This is a genomic window from Halotia branconii CENA392 (genome assembly GCF_029953635.1).
Lineage (GTDB): Bacteria > Cyanobacteriota > Cyanobacteriia > Cyanobacteriales > Nostocaceae > Halotia > Halotia branconii.
On sequence record NZ_CP124543.1, the window covers coordinates 4,703,292 to 4,726,953 of the forward strand.

Here is a 23,662-nt window from a genome sequence, read left to right on the forward strand (position 1 = left end):
GCAGACTGATAGTCATATCAAGCAGTTTTTTGGGTTTCATCGTCCAGATGCATTTTTAACGTGTAGGGACAATCAGGACTTTTAACAGTGCTGGCATAGGGCAATCGATAGGATGCCCAAAGTTGCCACCGCAAGACATCAACCCCAATTGTTGAACTTCCAAATTGTACTCGACAGTCTTTGTTTGGGGTTCGTATAACATTCTTGATTATGGTGTTTACCGCTTCGACCTTTAAATCATTCGGTATTCCCATCAATAGTTTAGTTAGCCACTGCTTTATTTGTGGAGATTGCAGCCAAGTTGTTATTTGTTCATTTGTGGGATTTAGACGATTGGCTAATAGTGCAGTTTTTTCGTTATCTTGATTGGGCTTAAATAGTTGGTGAAAGTGAGCGTCTATGTTTAACATATTTTTAACTGATTACAAGAGAGTATTCCTATTGTAGAGAAGTCAATGAGCAAGTCAACTGATTGCAGATTGCCAATTGTAGATTGCAGATTGACTGTACCCACAAGGGATGCATCTTGAGGATTTGAGATTGTAGATTTGAGATTTATTCCGCCCACGCTCTTGCTGGGCTTGTACCAAAAAACGATGGGCTGCTTTTCTTTAATCTCCAATCTTCTCTGTCAAAAAAGCTAGTTAATAATGTTTAACTTTTCCATTTATAACGATGATTGAATAAAAGTCAAGAGACTAAAGTACGGATTATTTTAGTGCTTTTATCGATTCCTTTAAATTTGTCAGATATGAGATAGTAAGTCAGAAATTAGAAGTCAGGAGTCAGAAATCAGAATAGTTAAAGAATCAAGAGAAAGGTTTATAGAGGAATATGCTACTTATCCTGAATTAGTTCATTCTGACTTCTGGGTACTGAGTGCTGATAAATATCGCTTTCTACAAGAAAAAGATGGTAGAAGTTTGGCAGTTTTGGGAATTTGAACATTACTCGAACAATATTGTGCGAGTGATAGATGCTCCAAATGGATTGGAGTTATTTGCTGTTGATGTATTTGAAATAGTTGCTCCAGCATTTAACGATGGGAAAGTAACATTAATAGATGCTAAGTCAAGTCAGCGATTTGTGATTATTAATTATCAAGTAGTTGGAGTCAGCACAATGAACGCTCTTGCTATCCATTCATTAATAGATATAGTGGGTAATGATATAGTTAGGCAATTCATGCAATGGGTGAGAAGTAACATAATACCTGTATTTAAAAAAGAGATAGTTCTGGCAATAAAACCTAATACAGAATACCTATCTCAACAAATTAATTTTCAACAAAAAAAATCATTAGCAAATCATCTCTACTTAAAAGGACAGAAAATCTGGCAAGTAGAACTAGAAACTATAGAGCTATATTTACAACTGCTTTATAAAAGGATTACCTTGTCTACTAAATGTCCCTATCCTACAAATCATCAAGCATTTTTATTAAGAAGTTATTATTTAGAGTTAGTCAAACCAGTTTTGTATAAAGCTCAAAGTTATGAACAACTATATAATCATCTAATTGTATTATCTTCAGATTTATTAATAGCACAAGAATTAGATTTTTATATATGTAGTTCTTTAAAAAAAGTCAATAATTATGAGTGGGTGAAGATTGTCAAACAAGGTTTAATCCTTCAAGCCTTAAAATCAACTGCTAATAGTTTAGCCAATTTTGGCAAGGCGAGAGATTTAGAAATTCTTTACTTTCAAATACTTGAATGTTTTTCAAAAAAGTAGCAATCATTTTTATGATTCATCAGCTAAAGGAATTTTGGAGGAAGTACGCTTCTGGTGCGTCTGCTACGCACTAAACGTAGTTAATTCTTGTCTCTGTTCCCCGTTCCCTGTTCCCTCTTAACAATAATCAATCATGAGAAGGAGAAAAAAAGTGACAGATACCATAGATACCATTGAAAACGACGAATCTAAAAAGCAAAAAGAATTAAGCCAGCCAATAATTAAGAAATATTCGCGGAGATTAGTGATCGTAACAGGCGACAAAGGCGGTGTGGGCAAGTCTACTTTTGCAAGAGGGCTAGTACAAACATATTTAGATGCACAGCAAAGATTCATAGGGTTTGATGCTGATAGCTCCAATTCTCAGTTATCAAGATTCTATGGACAATATTGCCGTATAGAACCGATTGATATTTTCAAAAATGGCACGATAGATCAGTTCTTCGATAGGATGAAAACAATGGTCAATCCAGAGCCAGATGAAGATGGTAATACACCGCATCCAGAATCATTATTTTTACTGGAATTACCACCGCAATCTAGAAGAATATTGCAAAAATTTGTACAGCAGATGAATTTCCTGGAAACAGCCGAAAACGATTATGATATACGCGTAACGATGGTAGTAGTTATTAGCCGTGTTAGTGATTCTATCAATCAGTTAATAGATTTATATACTGGAGTTTGGACTAAAAAGCTAGAGAAAAGCAGTCAGCAGTAACACTGACTGCCGTAAAGTCAATGAAAGTAATCAATAAATCATTGACGTGATGATCCTGACACAACTAGAAAAATTCCGCCAAGGTATCTACGATAGTTTGGGGAAGGCCAAAGATGCAGTATTTGAATTGATGGATGCAGTATTGACAAGTCCGAGTATCCCATCATTTGTAAGCTTGTCACAAAGCCCAGTATTTCGACGGCAATGGTCGAGCATTTATGCAGCACTACATGATAGTCGTCCACCGAAAATGTTGCTGATGAAGCTACTGGTACAGGAGGTAGAGACGGATGAACAGCCATTTCTAGCAGGAGATCATAGCTTTTGGGCAAGACCAGAAGCGAAGACACTAAAAGAAAGAACTTTTCATGGGGATAGAGGGGGGAGCATAGGCATCGGACAAAGTTACAGTACGTTAGCGTGGATACCAGAGGCGGATGGGAGTTGGGCATTACCGTTGAAACATGAACGGATAACCACCTTTGAAACGCCAACGAGTAAAGCCGCATTCCAACTAAAACTTGTCACCCGTGAGTTAGGCACTAGACCACTTGCAGCTTATGACCGAGGCTACGGCAACGCCAAATTTGTCCAAGCCACGGAGGAGATTAACGCAGACCTATTGTTGCGTTTAGCATCTAACCGATGTGTATGGGGTACACCCGGTACTTATAAAGGACGAGGCGCACCATGTAAACATGGTCACAAGTTTAAGCTCAATGACCCCCAAACTTGGCCAGAGGCAACTGAAACTCTGGAAGTTGAAGACCCGAAAGTTGGTCGAGTGAAAGTAATGCGTTGGAGTGGATTTCATTTCCTTCAGTCCCCAAACCGGGCAATGGAAATCATTCGCGTCGAGGTACTCCAACCAGTAGGACGTAATCGGAAGTTTCAACCTTTATGGCTAGCTTGGTTGGGTCAGACAATGCCTCCATTAGAGAATCTCTGGCAAAAATACCTATGCCGCTTTGCTTTAGAGCATTGGTATCGATTTGCCAAGCAGAGGTTATATTGGACACAGCCTCAATTGAGTTCTACTCGGGCCGCAGAGCGATGGAGTGACTTGATGCCCCTGCTAACTTGGCAACTCTGGTTCGCAAGAGTTGCCTGTATTGATTCCCCCTTGCCCTGGCAATCGACTCAGGATAAACTGTCTCCAGGACGTGTAGCACAAGCCTTTCCTCTAATTTTAGCCACTATTGGCACTCCTGCTCAACCCCCGAAAACTCAAGGGTTATCACCTGGGCGTGCCCAAGGGCATCAGCCACCTCAACGTCCCCGTTATCTCACTGTCAAAAAACACGCATCTAAAAAACCTAAAACCGAAGAATCACTTAAGAACGCTAATCTAACTGCTGCTTAGTTTCTGCTTCTTTTTTAACGATTCCACTTAACTCAGCCTCTAACAAAGCTGGGTAACTTTCTTTTGCCTTCTCTTCATTCCTGCTAAATGCAGATTAGTCCAAACTCAAGTAGTATTTCTATCCCAGCCCAATTCTTTTTGAGCCAGTAATTGTCCTCCGTAACCTAATTCCATGACAATTTGTGCTTGAAAACGCCGCCTTGCTGCACCTTTGAGTTGGTTTGCTGTTTCCTTGAATACTTTTTTGACTGAATCAGTTAATTCGAGCAACACTCCTGTCCACCCACAAAATTCCCTCCAAATTGAATTTACTACGAATAGGGGGGAAGGAGAAGCAGCCTGCGGCTGCTTCTCCTTCCCCCCTTAGAATGATTATCATTATTATAATTGGTCATTTTATTCCTTGGAAGTCCCTAGTCAGTAGTGAACTTGGGCAGTTCATCCACTTGTTTTGACCACGCCGCAACAAACTCGCCCTTAGAAACCTGCCTCCAAGTAGACGATTCCAACTTATCAACTGGGACACGAGTTTCCTTGTGTGGTTGCATAAGTAAAACCCGTGGCACAACACCACCCTCAGAGTCGAAGAAACTATGAGTAGGAATTGACACGGCTGCATTACCAGATTTCTCATTCACCATGAGTTGCCCGTGGTGCTGAGTTGCAAACTCAACCGCTTCAATAGCAGTTTGAATGTTGTTCTTTTGAACACGCTCCACCTTAAGATAATTGGTTACACTACCAGTCTCAGGGTGAGTATACACTGTCTCACAACTTACAACAGTAAACCGTTCTGCGCGTAGAGTTTCTACACCCACTTCAAACACACCATTTGCGATCGCAGTTTCAATCTGTTGACTCAGCAGTAATTCAAACCTCTCGAAAATGAGATTCTGCATTCTTATCCTCAAAGCCAGCAGACGATTGAGGAACTGACGTAGCGGTGGCAGGTCAATTTTCATACCGCCTTCATGAGATGTTAAGCTGATACCATTTCACGAAAAGCCTGATACAAATAAAGCATCCAGAATAAAACCCCAACCTGTAATATTCGCAACAATTGATGTGTTTAATTCCTCAAGACGTTGCCAAATAACTGTTCTTAACTCGTCCAAATTAGCAAAGCATTCCCAACTTAAATTCCTTTTTACTTCTTCCCATAAACGTTCAATGGGATTGACTTGGGGAGTATGTGGAGGTTGAAATAATAAAATAATATTTTCTGGAATTTTAAGAGTCTGGCTTAAATGAAAAGCACCATTGTCTAATTGAAGTATGTGTATATCTTCCGGATACGTAGCTGCAAACTGTTCTAAAAAGATATTGAAGCAAGCTGTGTTGAGATGAGAGAATTCCCAAATATAATACTCACCAGTTAACGGCTCTACTAAACCATATAAATAGAAATTTTCTCGTTTCCATTGCATGATGCCAATAGGTTTAATGCCACAAAGCGTGATCAGTCTTCCTAATTCTGTTTTTAATCCTACACGGCTTTCATCACCACACCAGTATCTAATTTCTTTATGTTTATCTTTTGGCTCTATGACGTGTTTTTTTATAACTTCTAGGTATTGTGGCAGTTTTTTTTAAATTCTAATTCTGCTTCTTCATTGTGTTTTATCCCTACTGCTCTTGGTACTTTTAACTTCGCTTTCATTCGATAGCGTACTGTATCATGTACTACTTTATACGACGCTCTCACACCTTGAACCGCTTTCAACCATGTTCGGATTTCTTCATAGCTTTTAAATCCAAATGGCTGTTCAAGTTCTTTTAAAAGTTGTTCTTTGGTCGAACCATCAATAATTGGCGGTCGCCCTGGACTTTTTTTTGTTGACAATAGACCGTTTATTCCCGACTCTGTATATGTTTTTAACCATCTTTGCACTGTCACTCTTTCTCTGCCTACGACAAAAGCTGCATCCTGTACCGTTCTTACTTGCCCCATTTTCAGTAAATACAAAGCTTGAACTCGTTCACGGCTTGATGCTGTTTTCTGTTTGACGAGCAGTTCATGCAACTGTTGGACTGATTCTTTTATTTCGACTTTGGTGACTCCAACCATTTTTACCCGTTCATATTTATTCCTAATTTATCTGTATCATACTTTTAGTGAATTGGTATGACTGGATTGTTCTGGTAGTTAGCGGACGTTGATCAATTAAGGTTTTAGTTAGTTCCTGGGCAACATTTACCACTGATTGCCCGTAATCAATAATGGTTTGCAGGTCGAACAGAGAACCCTGTGTAGCTGTAGCAATTTGGTTCATCATGATTGCTATATATATTTTCAGTGAAATTCGGCGTAGCCATTGCTGCTCTGCTTAGTTGCCCAGAGCAGCAGGAGATCAAGAAATTAAACTCAATTGTTTGAAATAAATTTGATGTGAATGTTCATCCTCAATCCACAAAAAGGCACATTCGAGGTTATGAAGAAATTCTTGCCAGGATTTAGGAGGTGATATGCTACGAGATGTCTGGTAGTCTGCATACTTGTTCACCAAATCAGCCAATTCAATCATGTTTGAATATGTATCGAACGCCAGTTGATGGCACTTTGTACGAATACGTCTTTTCGTCCTTTCAGTTGAAGTATTCCAGAAAATACTCCAATATGTTTGGTGGTACTCTTTTGACAAGGCAATCGCTGTTTCTAAATACTGTCGTGCGATCGCAAAATCTGGGTCATCTGAAGCATACTTGAGTGCCACCGCCAAAGCACAATGAGCCGATTGCATCGTTTGAACTAATAAATACGAAAATCCCCCGACTGAGCAGCCGAGGGATTAAAGTTTCTTAATCGATAGTTAAGTCACCTGTTTTCGTGATCTACCTTTTTGTGGAGTTTTAGTAGATGGTGCTTTTGTAGTAGATTTGGTCTTTTCAGAAGTTTTGGAACGTTTCGACTTTTGTTTGATTTCTTTAGCTGGTGGCAGTAAGTTTAATTTAGGGAATGCCAACAAAACTGATGAAGTTTCAACACTAGGAGTTGAACTTTCTACGCTCAGACTCCAAGGGTCAGGCTCTTGCTCAAGCTGAGGTGTAACAACTGGAATTGCTGCTGGTGCTGGTTGCAAAATGTTATCTTGTGTGAATGTAGTAGTGTTAGTATCTAGAACGAAAAGTCTATTAGTGAAATCGAAAATCATTAAAGCTACAAACGCCCAAAAGATAATTTCAATAGCCAGTGTTAATGTTGATTGAATTTCCATTGAATTTTTCCTCAATACTTTGATTGTTCACATTGTTTAAGCGCAGCTTTTCTTCCTTTATCTAAATGAAAAGCGCTAATATTTTCACTAATTTCAGGCGTAGCCTTTCTTGGTGTTTGCGCGATGTGCTAATTTTGAGGTTGGTCACATTTCTATTAGTCAGGGTATGTATCCAGAGAACTGGAAGCAACTTGCCACATCTATAAAAGAATCCTCCAACTGGCGTTGCAGTAAGTGCGGTCGCCCTGGTTTGCGCCCTGGTGAAAAAAATCCTGACTTGACCAAGCCTCGCGCTTACACGCTTCAGGTACACCACTGGAACCGCGATCCTTCTGATAATCGGGTCAATAACTTAGTCTGCCTTTGTCCTCGCTGTCATCTCTCCTATCATCAATTCCGACGAGGCAATGTTTCTCCTGGGCAATTGTCATTGTTCTAATCCTGGCGATGCACAAACATTACAAAACTACAAGCAGAAACTATGATTGAAGAAGTAAGACCACAAAGCTAATCAATGCCCAGCAAGATAATTCAAGTCAAAGAGTACACAGTCAGAGCGCATAAACGTGAAATTCATACTCGCGTTTTTAACTTTGTCTGTAAACAGTGCGACGAGCCGACAAAGCGTGAAACGTTTGGCCCACGTCCTCTATATTGCGAGAAATGCCGACCGCCACAAGCACCGAAAAAGTCTTCGGTTGTTCCTTTGAGGAAAAGAAAACCCAGGGCTACAACCTACAAAAGCGATGTGGATTTAGCGAACTAGTCATAGTGGTGCGGTCGCTTCGTTGTACACCAAAAAAGCTTCTGGAACAATTAACCAGAAGCTTTTTTGGTGTGTTTTGACTTGGAACGATTTTAACAAATGAATACCAAATTAATCGAGCTATTCTAATTTCCAACCATCAAACAAATTTGGTTGATCAACTCCATAGCGCCTTTGTATCAATCGTCGCAACTCTGCGATTGTGTTTGCTGACTGCATCAGTACCAAAACCGATATGAGATGAGAAGATAATCTTTTTTTGGTTTCCTTGTCTAGCATCTGGTGAATTTTGTGCCGTCTGCGCCCATTTGGAAGAACGGGATTGACTTCATCAAGTTTGGCTCGTTCTTGGGGAGTCATCCAGTTGTATACTAGTTCCCAATAATACAGCCCGTTTCTAATGCTCTTTTTATGCAACTTAGTAATACGTGCAAGATGCTCTTCAAACTCGCTTTCAAACATGCGTGTCCAAGGTTGCGGAGTTTCCAGAATACGGCTAATACCAATTCACTAAAAGTATGATACAGATAAATTAGGAATAAATATGAACGGGTAAAAATGGTTGGAGTCACCAAAGTCGAAATAAAAGAATCAGTCCAACAGTTGCATGAACTGCTCGTCAAACAGAAAACAGCATCAAGCCGTGAACGAGTTCAAGCTTTGTATTTACTGAAAATGGGGCAAGTAAGAACGGTACAGGATGCAGCTTTTGTCGTAGGCAGAGAAAGAGTGACAGTGCAAAGATGGTTAAAAACATATACAGAGTCGGGAATAAACGGTCTATTGTCAACAAAAAAAAGTCCAGGGCGACCGCCAATTATTGATGGTTCGACCAAAGAACAACTTTTAAAAGAACTTGAACAGCCATTTGGATTTAAAAGCTATGAAGAAATCCGAACATGGTTGAAAGCGGTTCAAGGTGTGAGAGCGTCGTATAAAGTAGTACATGATACAGTACGCTATCGAATGAAAGCGAAGTTAAAAGTACCAAGAGCAGTAGGGATAAAACACAATGAAGAAGCAGAATTAGAATTTAAAAAAAACTGCCACAATACCTAGAAGTTATAAAAAAACACGTCATAGAGCCAAAAGATAAACATAAAGAAATTAGATACTGGTGTGGTGATGAAAGCCGTGTAGGATTAAAAACAGAATTAGGAAGACTGATCACGCTTTGTGGCATTAAACCTATTGGCATCATGCAATGGAAACGAGAAAATTTCTATTTATATGGTTTAGTAGAGCCGTTAACTGGTGAGTATTATATTTGGGAATTCTCTCATCTCAACACAGCTTGCTTCAATATCTTTTTAGAACAGTTTGCAGCTACGTATCCGGAAGATATACACATACTTCAATTAGACAATGGTGCTTTTCATTTAAGCCAGACTCTTAAAATTCCAGAAAATATTATTTTATTATTTCAACCTCCACATACTCCCCAAGTCAATCCCATTGAACGTTTATGGGAAGAAGTAAAAAGGAATTTAAGTTGGGAATGCTTTGCTAATTTGGACGAGTTAAGAACAGTTATTTGGCAACGTCTTGAGGAATTAAACACATCAATTGTTGCGAATATTACAGGTTGGGGTTTTATTCTGGATGCTTTATTTGTATCAGGCTTTTCGTGAAATGGTATAAGGATTGGGTTACAAACAGAAGCTACAACCCAGGCCCAACAGCAAGTACAAGAACAACTGACCTCTTTACAAAACCTGTTTCAGAAACAAAAGGAAGAGAACATCCAGTTGCAGCAACGGCTGTTTGAGTTAGAAGGGCTAAGGCAGTTAGAACTGGAGAACCAGAGACTACAAAAACGTATTCAGGAATTAGAACGTGCTGTAGAAGAACGTCCCGCGCAAGAATGGAGTAATACTCTAACCAAACAGGCAACTAAGGCACTGAATAAGCAAGTCAAGCAAGCTTTAGAGCAAACAATTGACCTGCGATCGCTGGCACAGGAACCACCAAAAGAAAATGCTCAGGAGTGCTTACGGTTGATGGGTATTGCTTTGGGGAATCTGGCTTTTGCTATGAACAATACCAAAGCATTAGAAGCTGCGGCTTTGATTCTGGGAAGTGAACCAACACCGCAAGCGATCGCATATCGGGCAGAACAATTGCAACTACTACCCCAAGCAGTCAGTGATATTAGGGCTGTGCTGTCCAAGCCTGGGTGTAGCTGGTGGGATTATCTGGAAGTGTCCCAGGAATACGAGGTTATCAAAAACGATTACTGGGCGGAATTAACCTCACAAGAAACTGAGCTAATCACCGCTTTGGAGCAAGCCGAATCCTCACTCATTGCGGAACCAATGGTTCCTGAAGAAATACCTGCCGAGTCTGGTTCTTCTGATTGTGAAGTGATTGGGCTTGGGTCGATTGTTGCCCACGCGGATATCTATTGCGCTTTGTACAACGCCAGAGGTGAAGTCATCGAAGACATGGGTGATGAAGTTTGGGTGGCTTGGCAGCATTGGAAGGACAAACCCAAAAAGACTGACCGATATTTCAAGGATGAGTTGCGGCTTTTGTAATCCGTAGATTGTGACTTTTTAGACCAGCTTTTACGAATACCAAAACCCAGCGTGAGCGTTGGGTGAGATTGTCGTGCGCCAAAACTTAGGAGATTGTAAAATGACAGCAACCATTACAAAACCCGCTAAAAAATCTACCAAGGAGAAACCACAGTCTCCATACAAGCGACTTCATGTGATCATCCCCATTGAAGATATGCTTTGGGCTTCCCAACAAAAACCGTCTGTAAACCAATTGTGGCAGGAGTGCTGGACATCTGACCCTTATGGTTCGAGGTGGATGCCCTTGTCTACGGCTTTGGGTTACAGCAGTTTTATCTGTGCAAAGAAAATTCTCTCTGAAAGTGGGCTGTTCATTTTTAAGCCGGACAAGTCAATACAGGATGGGCGTGAAACAGTTGGCTGGATGGTGCGGAATTTGCATGGCAGTCGTATGAAAGAGTTTTGGGAGAAGGTCAATACTGAAACCCAAGAAGCAAATTCTACAAAACAAGAATCAAATGCTGAGAATACAGAGGTAAATGCTGGCTCTGAAGAAATGCGTTGTAATTATACAGCGTCTATTTCAGATAAAACGCAGTCAGAGCAACGGTTTCAAAAACCCTCACGAACTGTTCAGGAACACCTCACAAACTCTTCAGTAGAGTTTGTGAGGTGTGTTTCCACGCAAGACAAAAATTTGGGTGAAGATGCGACGGCTGACGCGCCTTTTAGGGGCGCGTCGCCTCAAACCCTCAAAAGCGTGGAAGAAGAGAAAGAAGAGTTACCTGCGGTAACGGACTGCACGACGCTGACGCTTGTAGAAGCTGTGCCGAGTCAATCCGTTTCGTTGTTGGTAAAAAACGAGGATTTGGGTAAGGATGCGATCTCCCCTCATGAAGACACATTTTCCGCCGCCCCGGCCGATTCAAATTTAGAAAACCTTAATCAGCCCCAAGACCAAGCTCAACCAAGCCTGTCTGCTTCGTTGGCGACAAAGAATGAAGATTTAAGTAGTGATGCGATCGCTCCTCATGAAGACAATTTTTCCGCCGCGCCCGTTGCTGTAAATTTAGAAAACCTCAATCAGCCCCAGAACCAAGCTCAACCGAACCTGTCTGCTTCGTTGGTGGTGAAGAACCAGAATTTGGTTGATGAACCAGGAACCCATCATGAGGACACGGTTTCCGCCGCCCCTGCCGTTCCAGAAAACAGCCATTCCGCCCCGTCCAGCCAGGAACCAAAAGCCCATCCTGAAGGCGTTTGTGCTGTAGCGGCTGACTCCGCTCCTGAAAAATGGTCTTATGAGGCTGTTGTTGAGAGATCGAGAGTGCGGCCCTGGCGTATGGAGAAGCTCAAGATGGCGGAACAATGGCGCGAAAATCCTGGGGATGATTTCTTGATGGAGTGCTGGAGTGATGATCCGGCTTTGCGGATTGTGATCAAGAAATTGGTGATCAAGTGTCCGCATTGGGGACTGGTAGCGGCGGATGGGGTGCTGTTGAAGTGGGAGGGGTAGCGAGTGCTATCGATTAGTGGCATATTTCAGCAACCGTTCCCACTCCCAACGCCACGCAGTATCTACCGTGATTTCTTTGCCGTTAGTGAACTTGATAAATTCTGTGCCATTGTCATAAAAAACATCAGCAACAAGGCGATTACGTAAATCATACCCCCATGTTTTGGCGGCAGCATTCCACCACCTCTGCCCTGGTGATTCTAGTATGGGTAACTCAAGGTACTCATCTTTCCAAGCCATTGGCTTCCATTGCTCTCGTAAAGCCCGAATTAATATTTGGCTGGGGAATACTTCTTTGTTATTTTCACGTAGCCACAGTATGTAACTAATCGTACTTTTAAGCGCATTCTCTAAATCATAAGTGCAAGCTTCTAGAATCATTTGCACGTCTTCGAGTGAAAAGTTAACGCCGAGGCTAACTAACGCTCGTTCGTACTGCTTGAATATCTCGTATTCAACGGAGTCTTTTTCCCAGAACATGAAACTACCTCAAAACATGAAATAGTGGTTAGTTTCTTTTTATATACTACGAGTGTAGTATATATAGTATTAAATACAAGCTAAGAGTTTCCAAAGTCTGAAAAATTTTTATGAGTTACGATTTTTCGGTGCGAAGTTGTGATTTAAACAAGCTCAACTCCATGACCAAATACCCTAGTATTCCAACGTATCATGCGTTAGGTGATAAAGGGAGATTGCTTGATGAGTTCGTCAGGTTCAATGGAGAGATTACCTTAACTGAGAAAGTAGACGGGACTAACTCTCGCATTATTATGTTGCCAGATGGCAACTACATTTTAGGCAGTAGGGAAGAATTGCTGTTTGCCAAAGGCGATCTCATTGGGAATCCAGCACTAGGAATTGTAAATGCTCTTAGGAGTGTTGCAGATTTACTACCGCAGTCAGAGCATAATATTATTGTTGTTTATCTTGAACTGTATGGTGGCAAAGTCACGGCTGCCAGTAAGCAATATACAGCAAAGCAAAATGTCAGTTGGCGGCTATTTGATGTTGCGGTGATTACAGATATTGTCACGCTGTTTACTAAGTCTGTACAACAATTAGCAGCATGGCGAGACAATGGTGGGCAGACATTTTTAGATGAAGACCAACTAAAGAAAGCATCTATTGAATTTGGATTTGAACTAACACCGCGACTTGCAACTGTTGAAGCACTGCCCATAAGTATTGAGGAAACTTATGAGTTTCTTCAGCAGATGTTACCAACAACAAAAGTAGCTCTAGATGAAGGTGCTGGTGGTCGAGCCGAGGGTATTGTTGCCCGAACTTACGAGCGCAGTGCGATCGCCAAGATTCGTTTTGAGGATTATGAACGTCACACTAAACGTCGTCAGTGATTGAGCCAGCTTGGATTGTTTGAAAACTTAATGAGTTAATTCTTATTACAGCAACTACGGGAAATACCTTGTACTCCGCAATTTCGGCTTAATGCAGAGATTCAGCGTACAGTCAAGCGGTACTGGCAGAATGTACCAGGGGCGATCGCTTATCTCAAAGAGGCGTTACGGACTTGGAAAGGGATCAAGTCGCCGGAGGCTGTGTTTGTGGCTGCTTGCAAGGAGGGACGGAAGCCGGAGTCCGCGCAGGTTCAATCTGCTGTGAAGGATTGGTTTGATTGGGCGAGGCGGCAGAGGATTGTAATTGCGATGTCAGGGGAGGTTGTGTACACGCCGGATGGGGAGGCGGTGGCAGTTGCGGAAATGATGCGGTGGTTTCCGATGCGGGAGTGAATAGCACAAGCTATTGATTAGTCGCATATTTCAGAACTCGTTTCCACTTCCAAGAACTTGATAAATTCTGTGCCTTCATCATAAAAAACATCAGCAACAAAGCGGTTACGTAAATCGTAAGTCCACCTAGAGGCGGCTGCATTCCACCACTGTTGCCCAGTTTCGGAGAAATAGGAGTTTGGACATCAACTAATCCTCGTAAATTGGCGAAGGTACTGTCTTACAAAGTTGATAAAAGTTGATAAAAGTTGATATCTTTTCTAACTTAATGTTACTAATTAACCAATAACGTATAAATAGTAACTTAGATATTCATCATATCTCTACGTAAATTTAAAATCAATTCTCAAGCGTAAAACTTTGATGTAGCTTAGTTTTTAATGAAAAATTTAGTGCATTTTTATAAATAATTAGGATTATTGTACTGATAATTTATCTAATATTTATTTTTGATTAATTATATTCTACGTAATATTTTCAATGCTATTTCGATAATTAATAGTTTCAATAAATGAAGTAGTGTTTTAAGCAAAAAGAAATGCAACTACTCTCAGTATCAGAGAATAAAAATTTGGAAACTACAACTTTAGAACGAAAAGAAGCAAACATAGCACCATCATTTTCTGCTCAACAACGTTTACAAATGATTGGTTCAATAACTCATTTAATGATGAGTTCTCAACTTCATCAAAAATATAAAATTGTAGACATCGTAGAGCGATTTGTCCCAGCTTTAATTCACAATCAATTTCGCTATTACGAAATTAATGGTAATCCCATTGGATTTGTAAATTGGGCATGGTTAAGCGATGAAGTTGAACAAAAGTTCATCACAGGAAAATATGTTTTACATCTTGATGAGTGGCTTGGTGGAAACAACTTATGGTTTCCCGAATTTGTTGCTCCCTTTGGTCATGCACGTTTGATTGTCAAAGACTTACGCACCAATATTTTACCTAAAGGAACACCAGCAAAGTCCTTCAAAATCCGTCCAGATGGTAGCTTGCGCTCTGTATCTCATTGGACAGTATAGGTTGCTAATTTTGTTTAAACATTTTGTTTCAATTCATTAACTCAATTAATTGGGAAATTTGTCATGGGAAAAGTAGTAGAAGCCGTCAATAACACCGTTAATCCATTCTATAAAAATGGTGATAGTGGGAACGATGATTTTACAATCTACGGCGCTGGTGAAGCTTATGGAAATGGAGGGAATGACTCCCTAAAAGCCTATGCACTTTACGTTAAGCTTGATGGTGGTTCTGGTAACGACACTATTAAATCTTACTCAGGTAGATCCGATCTTTACGGTGGTTCTGGTAACGATTACATCGAAGCTTGGGGGGTGTCTAACTATATAAATGGTGGCTCAGGTAATGACACCATTAAAGCCTATGCAGCTTCCAATGAAATTTATGCAGGCGAGGGCTACGACAAAATTTATGCCTATGGTGGCTATAACAAAATAGACGCTAATGATGACGGACTGGCTGACTATATCTATGCTCAAGGTGGTTACAACAATATAGATGCGGGTTGGGGAAATGACACCATCACTGCTTATGGTGGTTATAACGATATAGATGCAGGAAATGGCAATGACACCATCACTGCTTATGGTGGCTATAACAAGATTTATGCCCGTTCCGGTTCTGACACGATAAAAGCTTACGGTGGCGGTAACGAAATTGATGCTAATGATGACGGCAATGCTGACAATATCTACGCTGAAGGCGGCGCTAATATTATTGATGCGGGTTGGGGTAATGACACCATCACTGCTAAAGGCGGTTACAACGACATAGATGCCGGAAGTGGCAATGATACCATTACTGGCGAAGGTGGTTATAACAAAATTTATGCTCGTTCGGGCAATGATACCGTCACTGCTAAAGGTGGCTATAACAAAATTTATGCAGGCTCAGGTTACGACACAATCAAAGCCTACGGTGGCGGTAATGAAATTGATGCCAATGATGACGGACTTGCTGACAATATCTACGCTGAAGGTGGTGCTAACGTTATTTATGCAGGTTCGGGTAATGACACCATCACTGCTAAAGGTGGTGTTAACGTCATTGATGCCGGAAATGGCAACGATACCATCACTGCTGAAGGTGGTTATAACAAAATTTATGCCCGTTCCGGTTCTGACACAATCAAAGCCTACGGTGCTGGCAACGAAATTGATGCCAATGATGACGGACTTGCTGACAATATCTATGTTGAAGGCGTTGCTAATATTATTGATGCAGGTTGGGGTAATGACACCATCACTGCTAAAGGCGGTTACAACGATATAGATGCAGGAAATGGCAATGATATCATTACTGCTTATGGTGGCTATAACAAAATTTACGCCCGTTCCGGTTCTGACACAATTAAAGCTTACGGTGGCGGTAACGAAATTGATGCCAATGATGACGGCAATGCTGACAATATCTACGCTGAAGGCGGCGCTAACATTATTGATGCGGGTTGGGGTAATGACACCATTACTGCTAAAGGCGGTTACAACGATATAGATGCCGGAAATGGCAATGATACCATCACTGCGGAAGGTGGTTATAACAAAATTTACGCCCGTTCGGGTAATGATACCATCACTGCTAAAGGTGGCTATAACAAAATTTATGCAGGTTCTGGTTATGACACGATAAAAGCCTACGGTGGCGGTAACGAAATCGATGCCAATGATGACGGACTTGCTGACAATATCTACGCTGAAGGCGGCGCTAACGTTATTTATGCAGGTTCGGGTAATGACACCATCACTGCTAAAGGTGGTGTTAACGTCATTGATGCCGGAAACGGTAACGACACTATTACTGCTTACGGTGGCTATAACAAAATTTACGCCCGTTCAGGTTCTGATACGATAAAAGCCTACGGTGGCGGTAACGAAATTGATGCCAATGATGACGGCAATGCTGACAATATCTACGCTGAAGGTGGCGCTAACGTCATTTATGCAGGTTCGGGTAATGATACCATCACTGCTAAAGGCGGTGTTAACGTCATTGATGCCGGAAATGGCAACGATAACATCACTGCTGAAGGTGGTTATAACAAAATTTACGCCCGTTCCGGTTCTGACACGATAAAAGCCTACGGTGCTGGCAACGAAATTGATGCCAATGATGACGGACTTGCTGACAATATTTACGTTGAAGGCGTTGCTAACGTTATTAATGCTGGTTCTGGTAATGACGACATAGAAGCTTACGGTGGTGCTAATGTCATTGATGCTGGTAATGGTAACAATGTAATCGTTGCTTACGGTGGCGCTAACGTCATTAATACTGGTTCTGGTAACGACGACATAGAAGCTTACGGTGGTGCTAATGTCATTGATGCTGGTAATGGTAACAATGAAATCATTGCTGCGGGTCTTGCCAATGTAATTACTACAGGTTCGGGTACTGACACCATCATGGCGGCTGGTGGTGCTAACGTAATTCAATCCGGTTCAGGAGATGACACAGTTGTTGCTGGTGGCGGACTAAATGTCGTTCTCTCCGGTTCGGGAGATGACACAGTTATTACTAGTGGTGCTGCTAACGTTGTTTACGATTCTGGTGGTAACAACCAGATATATGGGCTTGCTCTTGGCAATGTGTTTGTCAAAACTGGTAGCGGTACTGACACTATGGCTGCTATTGGTGGAGCAAACGTTTTTGCCAAGATTGGTAGCGGTAACACCAATATGTATGCTGGTGGCGCTTACAATATCCTCACCAAAGTTAGCGATAGCTATGACCAAGACACGATGATTGCGATTGGTGAAGGAAATTTAGTCACCAAAGTAGGTCATGGTTCATCAACAATAGTTGGTGTTGGTTTATATAATGTTCTGACTTCCTGGGGTGATAGCAAAGACCTCATCGTTGGTGTTGGTCAAATCAATGCCTTGATTGGTGGCGGTGCAGATGATATCCTCATTGCTGCTGGTATGGGGAATATTGCTTTCGGTGATTCCCTGGGAATAGATTTGAATGGTTTTGGTTCCAATGAAACCAACACTGCTGGTAGTGATGCTAGAACCGATGAAGTTGATACTGGTGTCGATTGGGAAAATGCTGGTAATGTCGATACAACTGAGCAAGTCACCGGAAATGATGTGATTGTCACCCTTGGACAATACAACGCGGCTGTAGGTGATGCAGGTGCGGATATTGTTGTTGCTGGGGGAATGTACAACTTTGTTTATGGAGACAGTTTAAATCAAGGTTGGACTTTAGATTCGATTCAAATTCCTGGTCTTGACGATTTAACGCCAGATATTGATTGGGCGTATCTGGCTAGTTACATACCAGATGTTAATTTCCAAGTTCCCAGTATTGATTTTAATCTTTCCAATCTTAATTTCAATCTTCCCAGTATTAACTTAAGTTTTGCAGATTTCAATCTTCCAGACTTGAGTCTTTTGAATGTGGATATTCCAGATATTGATTGGGCAAGTTTATTCGATATTAGCTTCGGAACTTTGGATTTATCTATTCTAAATTTTAGTTTAGAGCAACTCCTGAATATCGATCTTGACCTTGATATTCCAGATTTCAGTTTTGACCTGGATTTTGATTTTAATCTTTCTGATTTTGACTTCTCTTTAGGCGACTTTGGATTTGGTTCGCTTTCTATTCCCGATATCTCTTTACCAAGCTTTACTTTACCTAGTTGGGAATTACCAAGTTTTACTATACCAGTAGTGGATCTTGATGTTCCGAGCCTGGGTATTCCTAATTTCACCATACCAAGTATTTCTCTACCTAGTTTTTCCCTTCCCGATTTCTCGAATTTTTCTCTACCAGATATTGATATATCCATACCTGGTTTATCTTTTCCCAATTTTGATTTGTCTCGATTCAACTTTGATTTTTACAACAATAACGGCGACATTCTGGTTGCAGCAGGTAAACTGAATGTTGTTGGTGGTGCATTGGGAGATGACATCATTGTTAGTGCTGGTCAAAGTAATGTCATGTTTGGCGGTGCTGGTAATGACTTAATGTTTGGTGCTGGTCAAACTAATCTTGTCTTGGGTGACGAAGGTAATGACTTAATCTTAAATGCTGGGAAATCGAACTATATTCTTAGCGGTAGCGATGACGATACTATCCTCGTTGCTGGACAAACTAACGTTGTGCTGGCTGGTAGCGGCAATGATATTGTGTTCTCTCTTGGTAAAAGCAATAATATTCTCGCTCAAGAGGGCGATGATATTGTTATCGGTTTAGGTGAAAGTAACCGAGTTAGCGGTGGTGATGGCAATGACGTATTACTAGCTGGTGGTAAGTCGAATATCTTCCTGGGTGGGGCTGGCGATGACATTATCGTTGGTATTGGTCAAAACAATACCATATTTGGCGATCGCGGCAATGACTGGATGATTGCAGCAGGAAGTAATAACAAGTTCCTCGATTTCTTTGGCGATAATACAGTTATTAGCGTTGGTTCCAGCAATACTATCTATACCTTTGAAGGCGATGATGTTATCTTTGCTGGCGGTAAGAAAAATTCTGTGAGTACTGGTGACGGTGATGATGTGATTGTTGCCATTAGCCAAACTAACAGTCTCAGTGGTGGTTATGGTAGCGACTTAATTGTTGCTGGGGGACAAAACAACTATGTCTATGGAGAAGGCTTACTAGATAGTTGGAATATAGACTCAGTTCAGCTTCCTAATGTTGACGACTTCATCCCAGATATCCCCGATTTTAATTTGGATTTGGAAGCCTTGCTCCCGGATATTAATTGGGATAGCTTGATAAATTTCAGCCTTGGTTCTCTAACTTTACCCAGCCTTCTGGGTCTTGACTTCAGTCTTGATATTTCAGATATCAATTTTGACCTAGACTTTGACTTTAATCTTGCTGATTTTGACTTCTCTTTAGATGACTTTGGATTTGGTTCTCTCTCAATTCCCAATGTTTCTTTGCCTAACTTTGAAATTCCAGATTTCAATTTAGCAGAAACATTCAACATTACGTTACCAAATCTTACTCTTCCTAGCTTTAATCTTCCTGATTTCTCCTCATTTAACTTATCTTTACCGGATTTCTCCTTACCAACTGTTTCTCTTGCCCAATTACCAACATTAAATTTACCAAATCTAAACTTACCTAGTTTTTCTTTACCTGACTGGTCAAATATCACTCTCGATTTGTCTAGATTCGACTTTGATTTTGGTCAGGATAACGGCGATATTCTGGTTGCAGCAGGTAAACTCAACGTTGTTAGCGGTGCCTTTGGAGATGATGTACTTGTGAGCGCCGGTCAGAATAATATCATCTTGGGTGGTGAAGGTAACGACTTAATATTAGGCGCTGGTAAAAACAATGCTGTACTCAGTGATGAGGGTAATGACTTAATATTCAGTGCTGGGAAATCTAACTACATTTTAAGCGGTAGCGACGACGATACTATCTTCGCTGCTGGAGAAACTAATATCATAGCTGCTGGTAGTGGCAATGACCTCATCATTTCCGTTGGGAAAACTAACAATATCCTCGCTCAAAGCGGTAACGATATTGTCATCGGTTTAGGTGAAAGTAACAGAATTAGCGGTGGTGATGGTGACGATATTTTACTTGCTGGTGGAAAGTCGAATATTTTCCTCGGTGGCGAAGGCAATGACACGATTTTTGGTGTCGGTCAAAGTAACATTGTCTTCGGTGGTAATGGCGATGACTGGATGCTTGCAGGTGGAAAATCCAACTACTTCATTGATTTCTACGGCAAAGAAACTATCGTTAGTATTGGTGAAGGAAACTACATTTACACCTTTGATGACGACGATACGATTTTCTCGAATGGCATCAAAAATAAAATTGATAGTGGCGATGGTAATGACACAATTACTACCAACGACATTTACAGTAAAGTCAATGCTGGTAGTGGCAATGACTTAATTTCTGCTGGTGGTTATTACAATACCTTTGATGCTGGCGACGGTGACGATGTTATTATCAGTGATGGCGAATACAATACTATCGCAGGTGGAAGTGGTAATGATTTATTCTTAGCTGGCGGTAATAATAACACCTTCATTGGTGGTGCTGGCGATGATACCTACGCCTTTGATAATTGGAATTTTGAGAGTTATTTCAGCAGTGGACTTATTGCTTACGTTGACAACCAAGGTGATGATTTAACAACTGATACTTTGTTGTTTGGCACTACATTCAGTGCAGATAGTATCATTTTTAAACAGTCTGAAACTGACAGTTTAGCTTTAGAAGTTAACATTCTCAATGCTAACCAAACAATAGTTCTACAAAACTGGTTTGCAGATGAAAGTCAACGTATTGATACCTTCCAATTTAGCGACGGTGTTAGCTTACAGCAGAATGAAGTTCAAGGGCTAGTTGAAGCTTTAAATTATCAAGTTGATAATACTGAAGCTAATGATTTTACACTTTATCAAGAATCAGAATCGGCTAAGTTTTATCTGTGGGGTCAAAATAGTATTTTTGACAGCACCCAATCAACTTATGTCATCACCCACGGCTGGCAAAGTAATGGAGTAACAGATAGTGACTTTGCAGATTTAGCTGAATCTATTGCAAAATACAATCCAAACGCCAATATATTCTTCACCGATTGGACAGATTTAGCTGGTAACTACAACTACAAGGCATCAGCTGATGACACAGCTATCATTGGTCTACAGTTAGGAGAATTCCTGAAGAATTTAGGTGTTGATTTTCAGAATACTACTCTTATCGGTCACAGTTTAGGCGCTCATGTTAGTGGGATTGCCACAGACACTTATGATAGTTTAACTGGCAATGCACTCAATACAGTAATAGCTCTTGACCCAGCCGGGCCAATGTTTGAGTATGGATTGAAACAAGAATCAGAACGATTAGACGCTAGTGATGCTAGCCGTGTTGTTGCTCTACATTCTAGCAGTGTTCTCGGTTACGATGATGCGATCGCTGGCTTAGATGTGTACTTAAATTGGGATGATTCATTCCAACCTGGTCAGTCAAGTTTTATTGGCAATCATACTTACCCAATTGAGTTGTTAGCTAACCTTTACCAAGGTAGTTCTTATACTCAGAATAATAATTCTGTATTTGAACTCAATGATTTATTCGCCTTGGAAGGTAGTCAGTATATTAGCACTACGGCAGCTAATAATACTTTGCTAGCTTAATGACGAAAACAACTAATAAATCATCTACCTAACATTTATCTGTATTGGCACGCTTAAGTCTCAAGCGTGTTTTTTTGCTTAGAGGGTGACAAGGCACCTCTAAGCTATGCAGGACAAAATTTTGAAAAGATGGTGAAGACAAAAAATAGGGAGCATTTTTGTGGCTCCCTTAGTAAGGCACTTTTCATATTGGCAGATGAGAGTTGGTGATTCTTCTCTCAGCTTCTGCTAACTGGGGGGCTGTGTTCAATCACACCTCCCATTTTTTTCCTTTCAATTAGCTATCTAGTCTAAACTCCAGTACTTAGTTTGGGCTTTCAGTATTGAGGATGCTTTGTGAGTTTACGGAAACACGCGGACAACAAATAAGTTCTTTTTTATACGAAAACAGTAAGATTTTGCTATTAAATAGAAAAGTTATCAACTGGAGTTTGGACTAAAAAGCTAGAGAAAAGCAGTCAGCAGTAACACTGACTGCCGTAAAGTCAATGAAAGTAATCAATAAATCATTGACGTGATGATCCTGACACAACTAGAAAAATTCCGCCAAGGTATCTACGATAGTTTGGGGAAGGCCAAAGATGCAGTATTTGAATTGATGGATGCAGTATTGACAAGTCCGAGTATCCCATCATTTGTAAGCTTGTCACAAAGCCCAGTATTTCGACGGCAATGGTCGAGCATTTATGCAGCACTACATGATAGTCGTCCACCGAAAATGTTGCTGATGAAGCTACTGGTACAGGAGGTAGAGACGGATGAACAGCCATTTCTAGCAGGAGATCATAGCTTTTGGGCAAGACCAGAAGCGAAGACACTAAAAGAAAGAACTTTTCATGGGGATAGAGGGGGGAGCATAGGCATCGGACAAAGTTACAGTACGTTAGCGTGGATACCAGAGGCGGATGGGAGTTGGGCATTACCGTTGAAACATGAACGGATAACCACCTTTGAAACGCCAACGAGTAAAGCCGCATTCCAACTAAAACTTGTCACCCGTGAGTTAGGCACTAGACCACTTGCAGCTTATGACCGAGGCTACGGCAACGCCAAATTTGTCCAAGCCACGGAGGAGATTAACGCAGACCTATTATTGCGTTTAGCATCTAACCGATGTGTATGGGGTACACCCGGTACTTATAAAGGACGAGGCGCACCATGTAAACATGGTCACAAGTTTAAGCTCAATGACCCCCAAACTTGGCCAGAGGCAACTGAAACTCTGGAAGTTGAAGACCCGAAAGTTGGTCGAGTGAAAGTAATGCGTTGGAGTGGATTTCATTTCCTTCAGTCCCCAAACCGGGCAATGGAAATCATTCGCGTCGAGGTACTCCAACCAGTAGGACGTAATCGGAAGTTTCAACCTTTATGGCTAGCTTGGTTGGGTCAGACAATGCCTCCATTAGAGAATCTCTGGCAAAAATACCTATGCCGCTTTGCTTTAGAGCATTGGTATCGATTTGCCAAGCAGAGGTTATATTGGACACAGCCTCAATTGAGTTCTACTCGGGCCGCAGAGCGATGGAGTGACTTGATGCCCCTGCTAACTTGGCAACTCTGGTTCGCAAGAGTTGCCTGTATTGATTCCCCCTTGCCCTGGCAATCGACTCAGGATAAACTGTCTCCAGGACGTGTAGCACAAGCCTTTCCTCTAATTTTAGCCACTATTGGCACTCCTGCTCAACCCCCGAAAACTCAAGGGTTATCACCTGGGCGTGCCCAAGGGCATCAGCCACCTCAACGTCCCCGTTATCTCACTGTCAAAAAACACGCATCTAAAAAACCTAAAACCGAAGAATCACTTAAGAACGCTAATCTAACTGCTGCTTAGTTTCTGCTTCTTTTTTAACGATTCCACTTAACTCAGCCTCTAACAAAGCTGGGTAACTTTCTTTTGCCTTCTCTTCATTCCT

The 23,662-nt window shown here is 41.2% G+C and carries 22 protein-coding genes and 2 pseudogenes; 13 read left to right on the top strand and 11 right to left on the bottom strand.

Features of this window, described 5'->3' with window-relative positions:
• Window positions 1–17: 17 nt before the first annotated feature.
• Complete coding sequence (locus tag QI031_RS20655; protein ID WP_281481527.1) at window positions 18–410, bottom strand: hypothetical protein; 393 nt, start codon at window positions 408–410, stop codon at window positions 18–20.
• A gap of 502 nt (window positions 411–912) precedes the next feature.
• Here QI031_RS20655 and QI031_RS20660 point away from each other — a divergent pair.
• The 3 genes from QI031_RS20660 (at window position 913) to QI031_RS20670 (ending at window position 3,821) form a co-directional block, all read left to right on the top strand.
• The gene (locus QI031_RS20660; RefSeq protein WP_281481528.1) at window positions 913–1,737 is read left to right on the top strand and encodes a hypothetical protein; all 825 of its coding nucleotides are present in this window, start codon (window positions 913–915) and stop codon (window positions 1,735–1,737) included.
• Between the two features lie 151 nt (window positions 1,738–1,888).
• The gene (locus tag QI031_RS20665) at window positions 1,889–2,458 is read left to right on the top strand and encodes a nucleotide-binding protein (protein WP_281481529.1); all 570 of its coding nucleotides are present in this window, start codon (window positions 1,889–1,891) and stop codon (window positions 2,456–2,458) included.
• A 49-nt stretch (window positions 2,459–2,507) separates the two neighbouring features.
• Window positions 2,508–3,821 carry an NF041680 family putative transposase gene (locus QI031_RS20670; protein WP_281481499.1) on the top strand — a complete coding sequence of 438 codons (1,314 nt, stop codon included), beginning with the start codon at window positions 2,508–2,510 and terminating at the stop codon, window positions 3,819–3,821.
• Window positions 3,822–3,932: 111 nt separating this feature from the next.
• Here the strand turns inward: QI031_RS20670 and QI031_RS20675 are convergent.
• From QI031_RS20675 to QI031_RS20705, 7 genes and pseudogenes are all read right to left on the bottom strand, one after another.
• Window positions 3,933–4,091: pseudogene (locus QI031_RS20675) on the bottom strand (ISAzo13-like element ISMae28 family transposase); the annotation flags it as partial.
• 143 nt (window positions 4,092–4,234) lie between these two features.
• Window positions 4,235–4,783: a strawberry notch C-terminal domain-containing protein gene (locus QI031_RS20680; protein ID WP_281481530.1), complete on the bottom strand. Its 549-nt coding sequence runs from the start codon at window positions 4,781–4,783 to the stop codon at window positions 4,235–4,237.
• Between the two features lie 33 nt (window positions 4,784–4,816).
• Window positions 4,817–5,404 carry an IS630 family transposase gene (locus QI031_RS20685; RefSeq protein ID WP_343217867.1) on the bottom strand — a complete coding sequence of 196 codons (588 nt, stop codon included), beginning with the start codon at window positions 5,402–5,404 and terminating at the stop codon, window positions 4,817–4,819.
• Complete coding sequence (locus tag QI031_RS20690) at window positions 5,389–5,889, bottom strand: helix-turn-helix domain-containing protein (protein ID WP_281480997.1); 501 nt, start codon at window positions 5,887–5,889, stop codon at window positions 5,389–5,391. The genes QI031_RS20685 and QI031_RS20690 overlap by 16 nt, the downstream gene beginning before the upstream one ends.
• A 22-nt stretch (window positions 5,890–5,911) precedes the next feature.
• Complete coding sequence (locus tag QI031_RS20695) at window positions 5,912–6,097, bottom strand: hypothetical protein (protein WP_281481531.1); 186 nt, start codon at window positions 6,095–6,097, stop codon at window positions 5,912–5,914.
• 75 nt (window positions 6,098–6,172) lie between these two features.
• On the bottom strand, window positions 6,173–6,562 hold the full coding sequence (locus QI031_RS20700) for a hypothetical protein (protein WP_281481532.1): 390 nt from the start codon (window positions 6,560–6,562) through the stop codon (window positions 6,173–6,175).
• A gap of 69 nt (window positions 6,563–6,631) precedes the next feature.
• Window positions 6,632–7,036: a hypothetical protein gene (locus QI031_RS20705; protein ID WP_281481533.1), complete on the bottom strand. Its 405-nt coding sequence runs from the start codon at window positions 7,034–7,036 to the stop codon at window positions 6,632–6,634.
• A gap of 166 nt (window positions 7,037–7,202) precedes the next feature.
• On the opposite strand from QI031_RS20705, the gene QI031_RS20710 reads away from it, so the two are divergent.
• Together QI031_RS20710 and QI031_RS20715 are read left to right on the top strand one after the other, a co-directional pair.
• Window positions 7,203–7,475: an HNH endonuclease gene (locus tag QI031_RS20710; protein ID WP_425526036.1), complete on the top strand. Its 273-nt coding sequence runs from the start codon at window positions 7,203–7,205 to the stop codon at window positions 7,473–7,475.
• A 75-nt stretch (window positions 7,476–7,550) separates the two neighbouring features.
• Window positions 7,551–7,802, top strand: coding sequence for a hypothetical protein (locus tag QI031_RS20715; RefSeq protein WP_281481534.1), 252 nt, complete (start codon window positions 7,551–7,553; stop codon window positions 7,800–7,802).
• A 120-nt stretch (window positions 7,803–7,922) separates the two neighbouring features.
• Here the strand turns inward: QI031_RS20715 and QI031_RS20720 are convergent, their stop codons facing one another.
• Complete coding sequence (locus QI031_RS20720; protein ID WP_343217877.1) at window positions 7,923–8,309, bottom strand: P63C domain-containing protein; 387 nt, start codon at window positions 8,307–8,309, stop codon at window positions 7,923–7,925.
• A gap of 51 nt (window positions 8,310–8,360) precedes the next feature.
• Here QI031_RS20720 and QI031_RS20725 point away from each other — a divergent pair, with 51 nt between their 5' ends.
• The 4 genes and pseudogenes from QI031_RS20725 to QI031_RS20740 all read left to right on the top strand — a co-directional run bounded on the left by QI031_RS20725 (window position 8,361) and on the right by QI031_RS20740 (window position 11,837).
• On the top strand, window positions 8,361–8,861 hold the full coding sequence (locus QI031_RS20725; protein WP_281480997.1) for a helix-turn-helix domain-containing protein: 501 nt from the start codon (window positions 8,361–8,363) through the stop codon (window positions 8,859–8,861).
• Between the two features lie 47 nt (window positions 8,862–8,908).
• Window positions 8,909–9,433 carry an IS630 family transposase gene (locus QI031_RS20730; protein ID WP_281485908.1) on the top strand — a complete coding sequence of 175 codons (525 nt, stop codon included), beginning with the start codon at window positions 8,909–8,911 and terminating at the stop codon, window positions 9,431–9,433.
• 6 nt (window positions 9,434–9,439) lie between these two features.
• A pseudogene (locus QI031_RS20735) lies at window positions 9,440–10,339 on the top strand (hypothetical protein); the annotation flags it as partial.
• A 100-nt stretch (window positions 10,340–10,439) separates the two neighbouring features.
• Window positions 10,440–11,837 (top strand): hypothetical protein, encoded by a 1,398-nt coding sequence (locus QI031_RS20740; RefSeq protein ID WP_281481535.1) that lies wholly within the window; start codon window positions 10,440–10,442, stop codon window positions 11,835–11,837.
• Between the two features lie 6 nt (window positions 11,838–11,843).
• On the opposite strand, the gene QI031_RS20745 is transcribed toward QI031_RS20740, so the two are convergent.
• A complete protein-coding gene (locus tag QI031_RS20745) occupies window positions 11,844–12,317 on the bottom strand; it encodes a hypothetical protein (protein ID WP_281481536.1) in 474 nt (157 codons plus the stop codon).
• Between the two features lie 110 nt (window positions 12,318–12,427).
• Between QI031_RS20745 and QI031_RS20750 the strand changes: the two genes are divergently transcribed.
• The gene (locus QI031_RS20750; RefSeq protein WP_281481537.1) at window positions 12,428–13,195 is read left to right on the top strand and encodes an RNA ligase family protein; all 768 of its coding nucleotides are present in this window, start codon (window positions 12,428–12,430) and stop codon (window positions 13,193–13,195) included.
• Between the two features lie 184 nt (window positions 13,196–13,379).
• Here QI031_RS20750 and QI031_RS20755 read toward each other — a convergent pair whose 3' ends face one another.
• Window positions 13,380–13,595, bottom strand: coding sequence for a hypothetical protein (locus tag QI031_RS20755; protein WP_281481538.1), 216 nt, complete (start codon window positions 13,593–13,595; stop codon window positions 13,380–13,382).
• 531 nt (window positions 13,596–14,126) lie between these two features.
• Between QI031_RS20755 and QI031_RS20760 the strand changes: the two genes are divergently transcribed.
• From QI031_RS20760 to QI031_RS20770, 3 genes are all read left to right on the top strand, one after another.
• Window positions 14,127–14,621: a toxin-activating lysine-acyltransferase gene (locus QI031_RS20760; protein WP_281481539.1), complete on the top strand. Its 495-nt coding sequence runs from the start codon at window positions 14,127–14,129 to the stop codon at window positions 14,619–14,621.
• 63 nt (window positions 14,622–14,684) lie between these two features.
• A complete protein-coding gene (locus QI031_RS20765) occupies window positions 14,685–21,749 on the top strand; it encodes a calcium-binding protein (RefSeq protein WP_281481540.1) in 7,065 nt (2,354 codons plus the stop codon).
• A 517-nt stretch (window positions 21,750–22,266) separates the two neighbouring features.
• Window positions 22,267–23,580: an NF041680 family putative transposase gene (locus QI031_RS20770; protein WP_281481499.1), complete on the top strand. Its 1,314-nt coding sequence runs from the start codon at window positions 22,267–22,269 to the stop codon at window positions 23,578–23,580.
• Window positions 23,581–23,662: the final 82 nt, after the last annotated feature.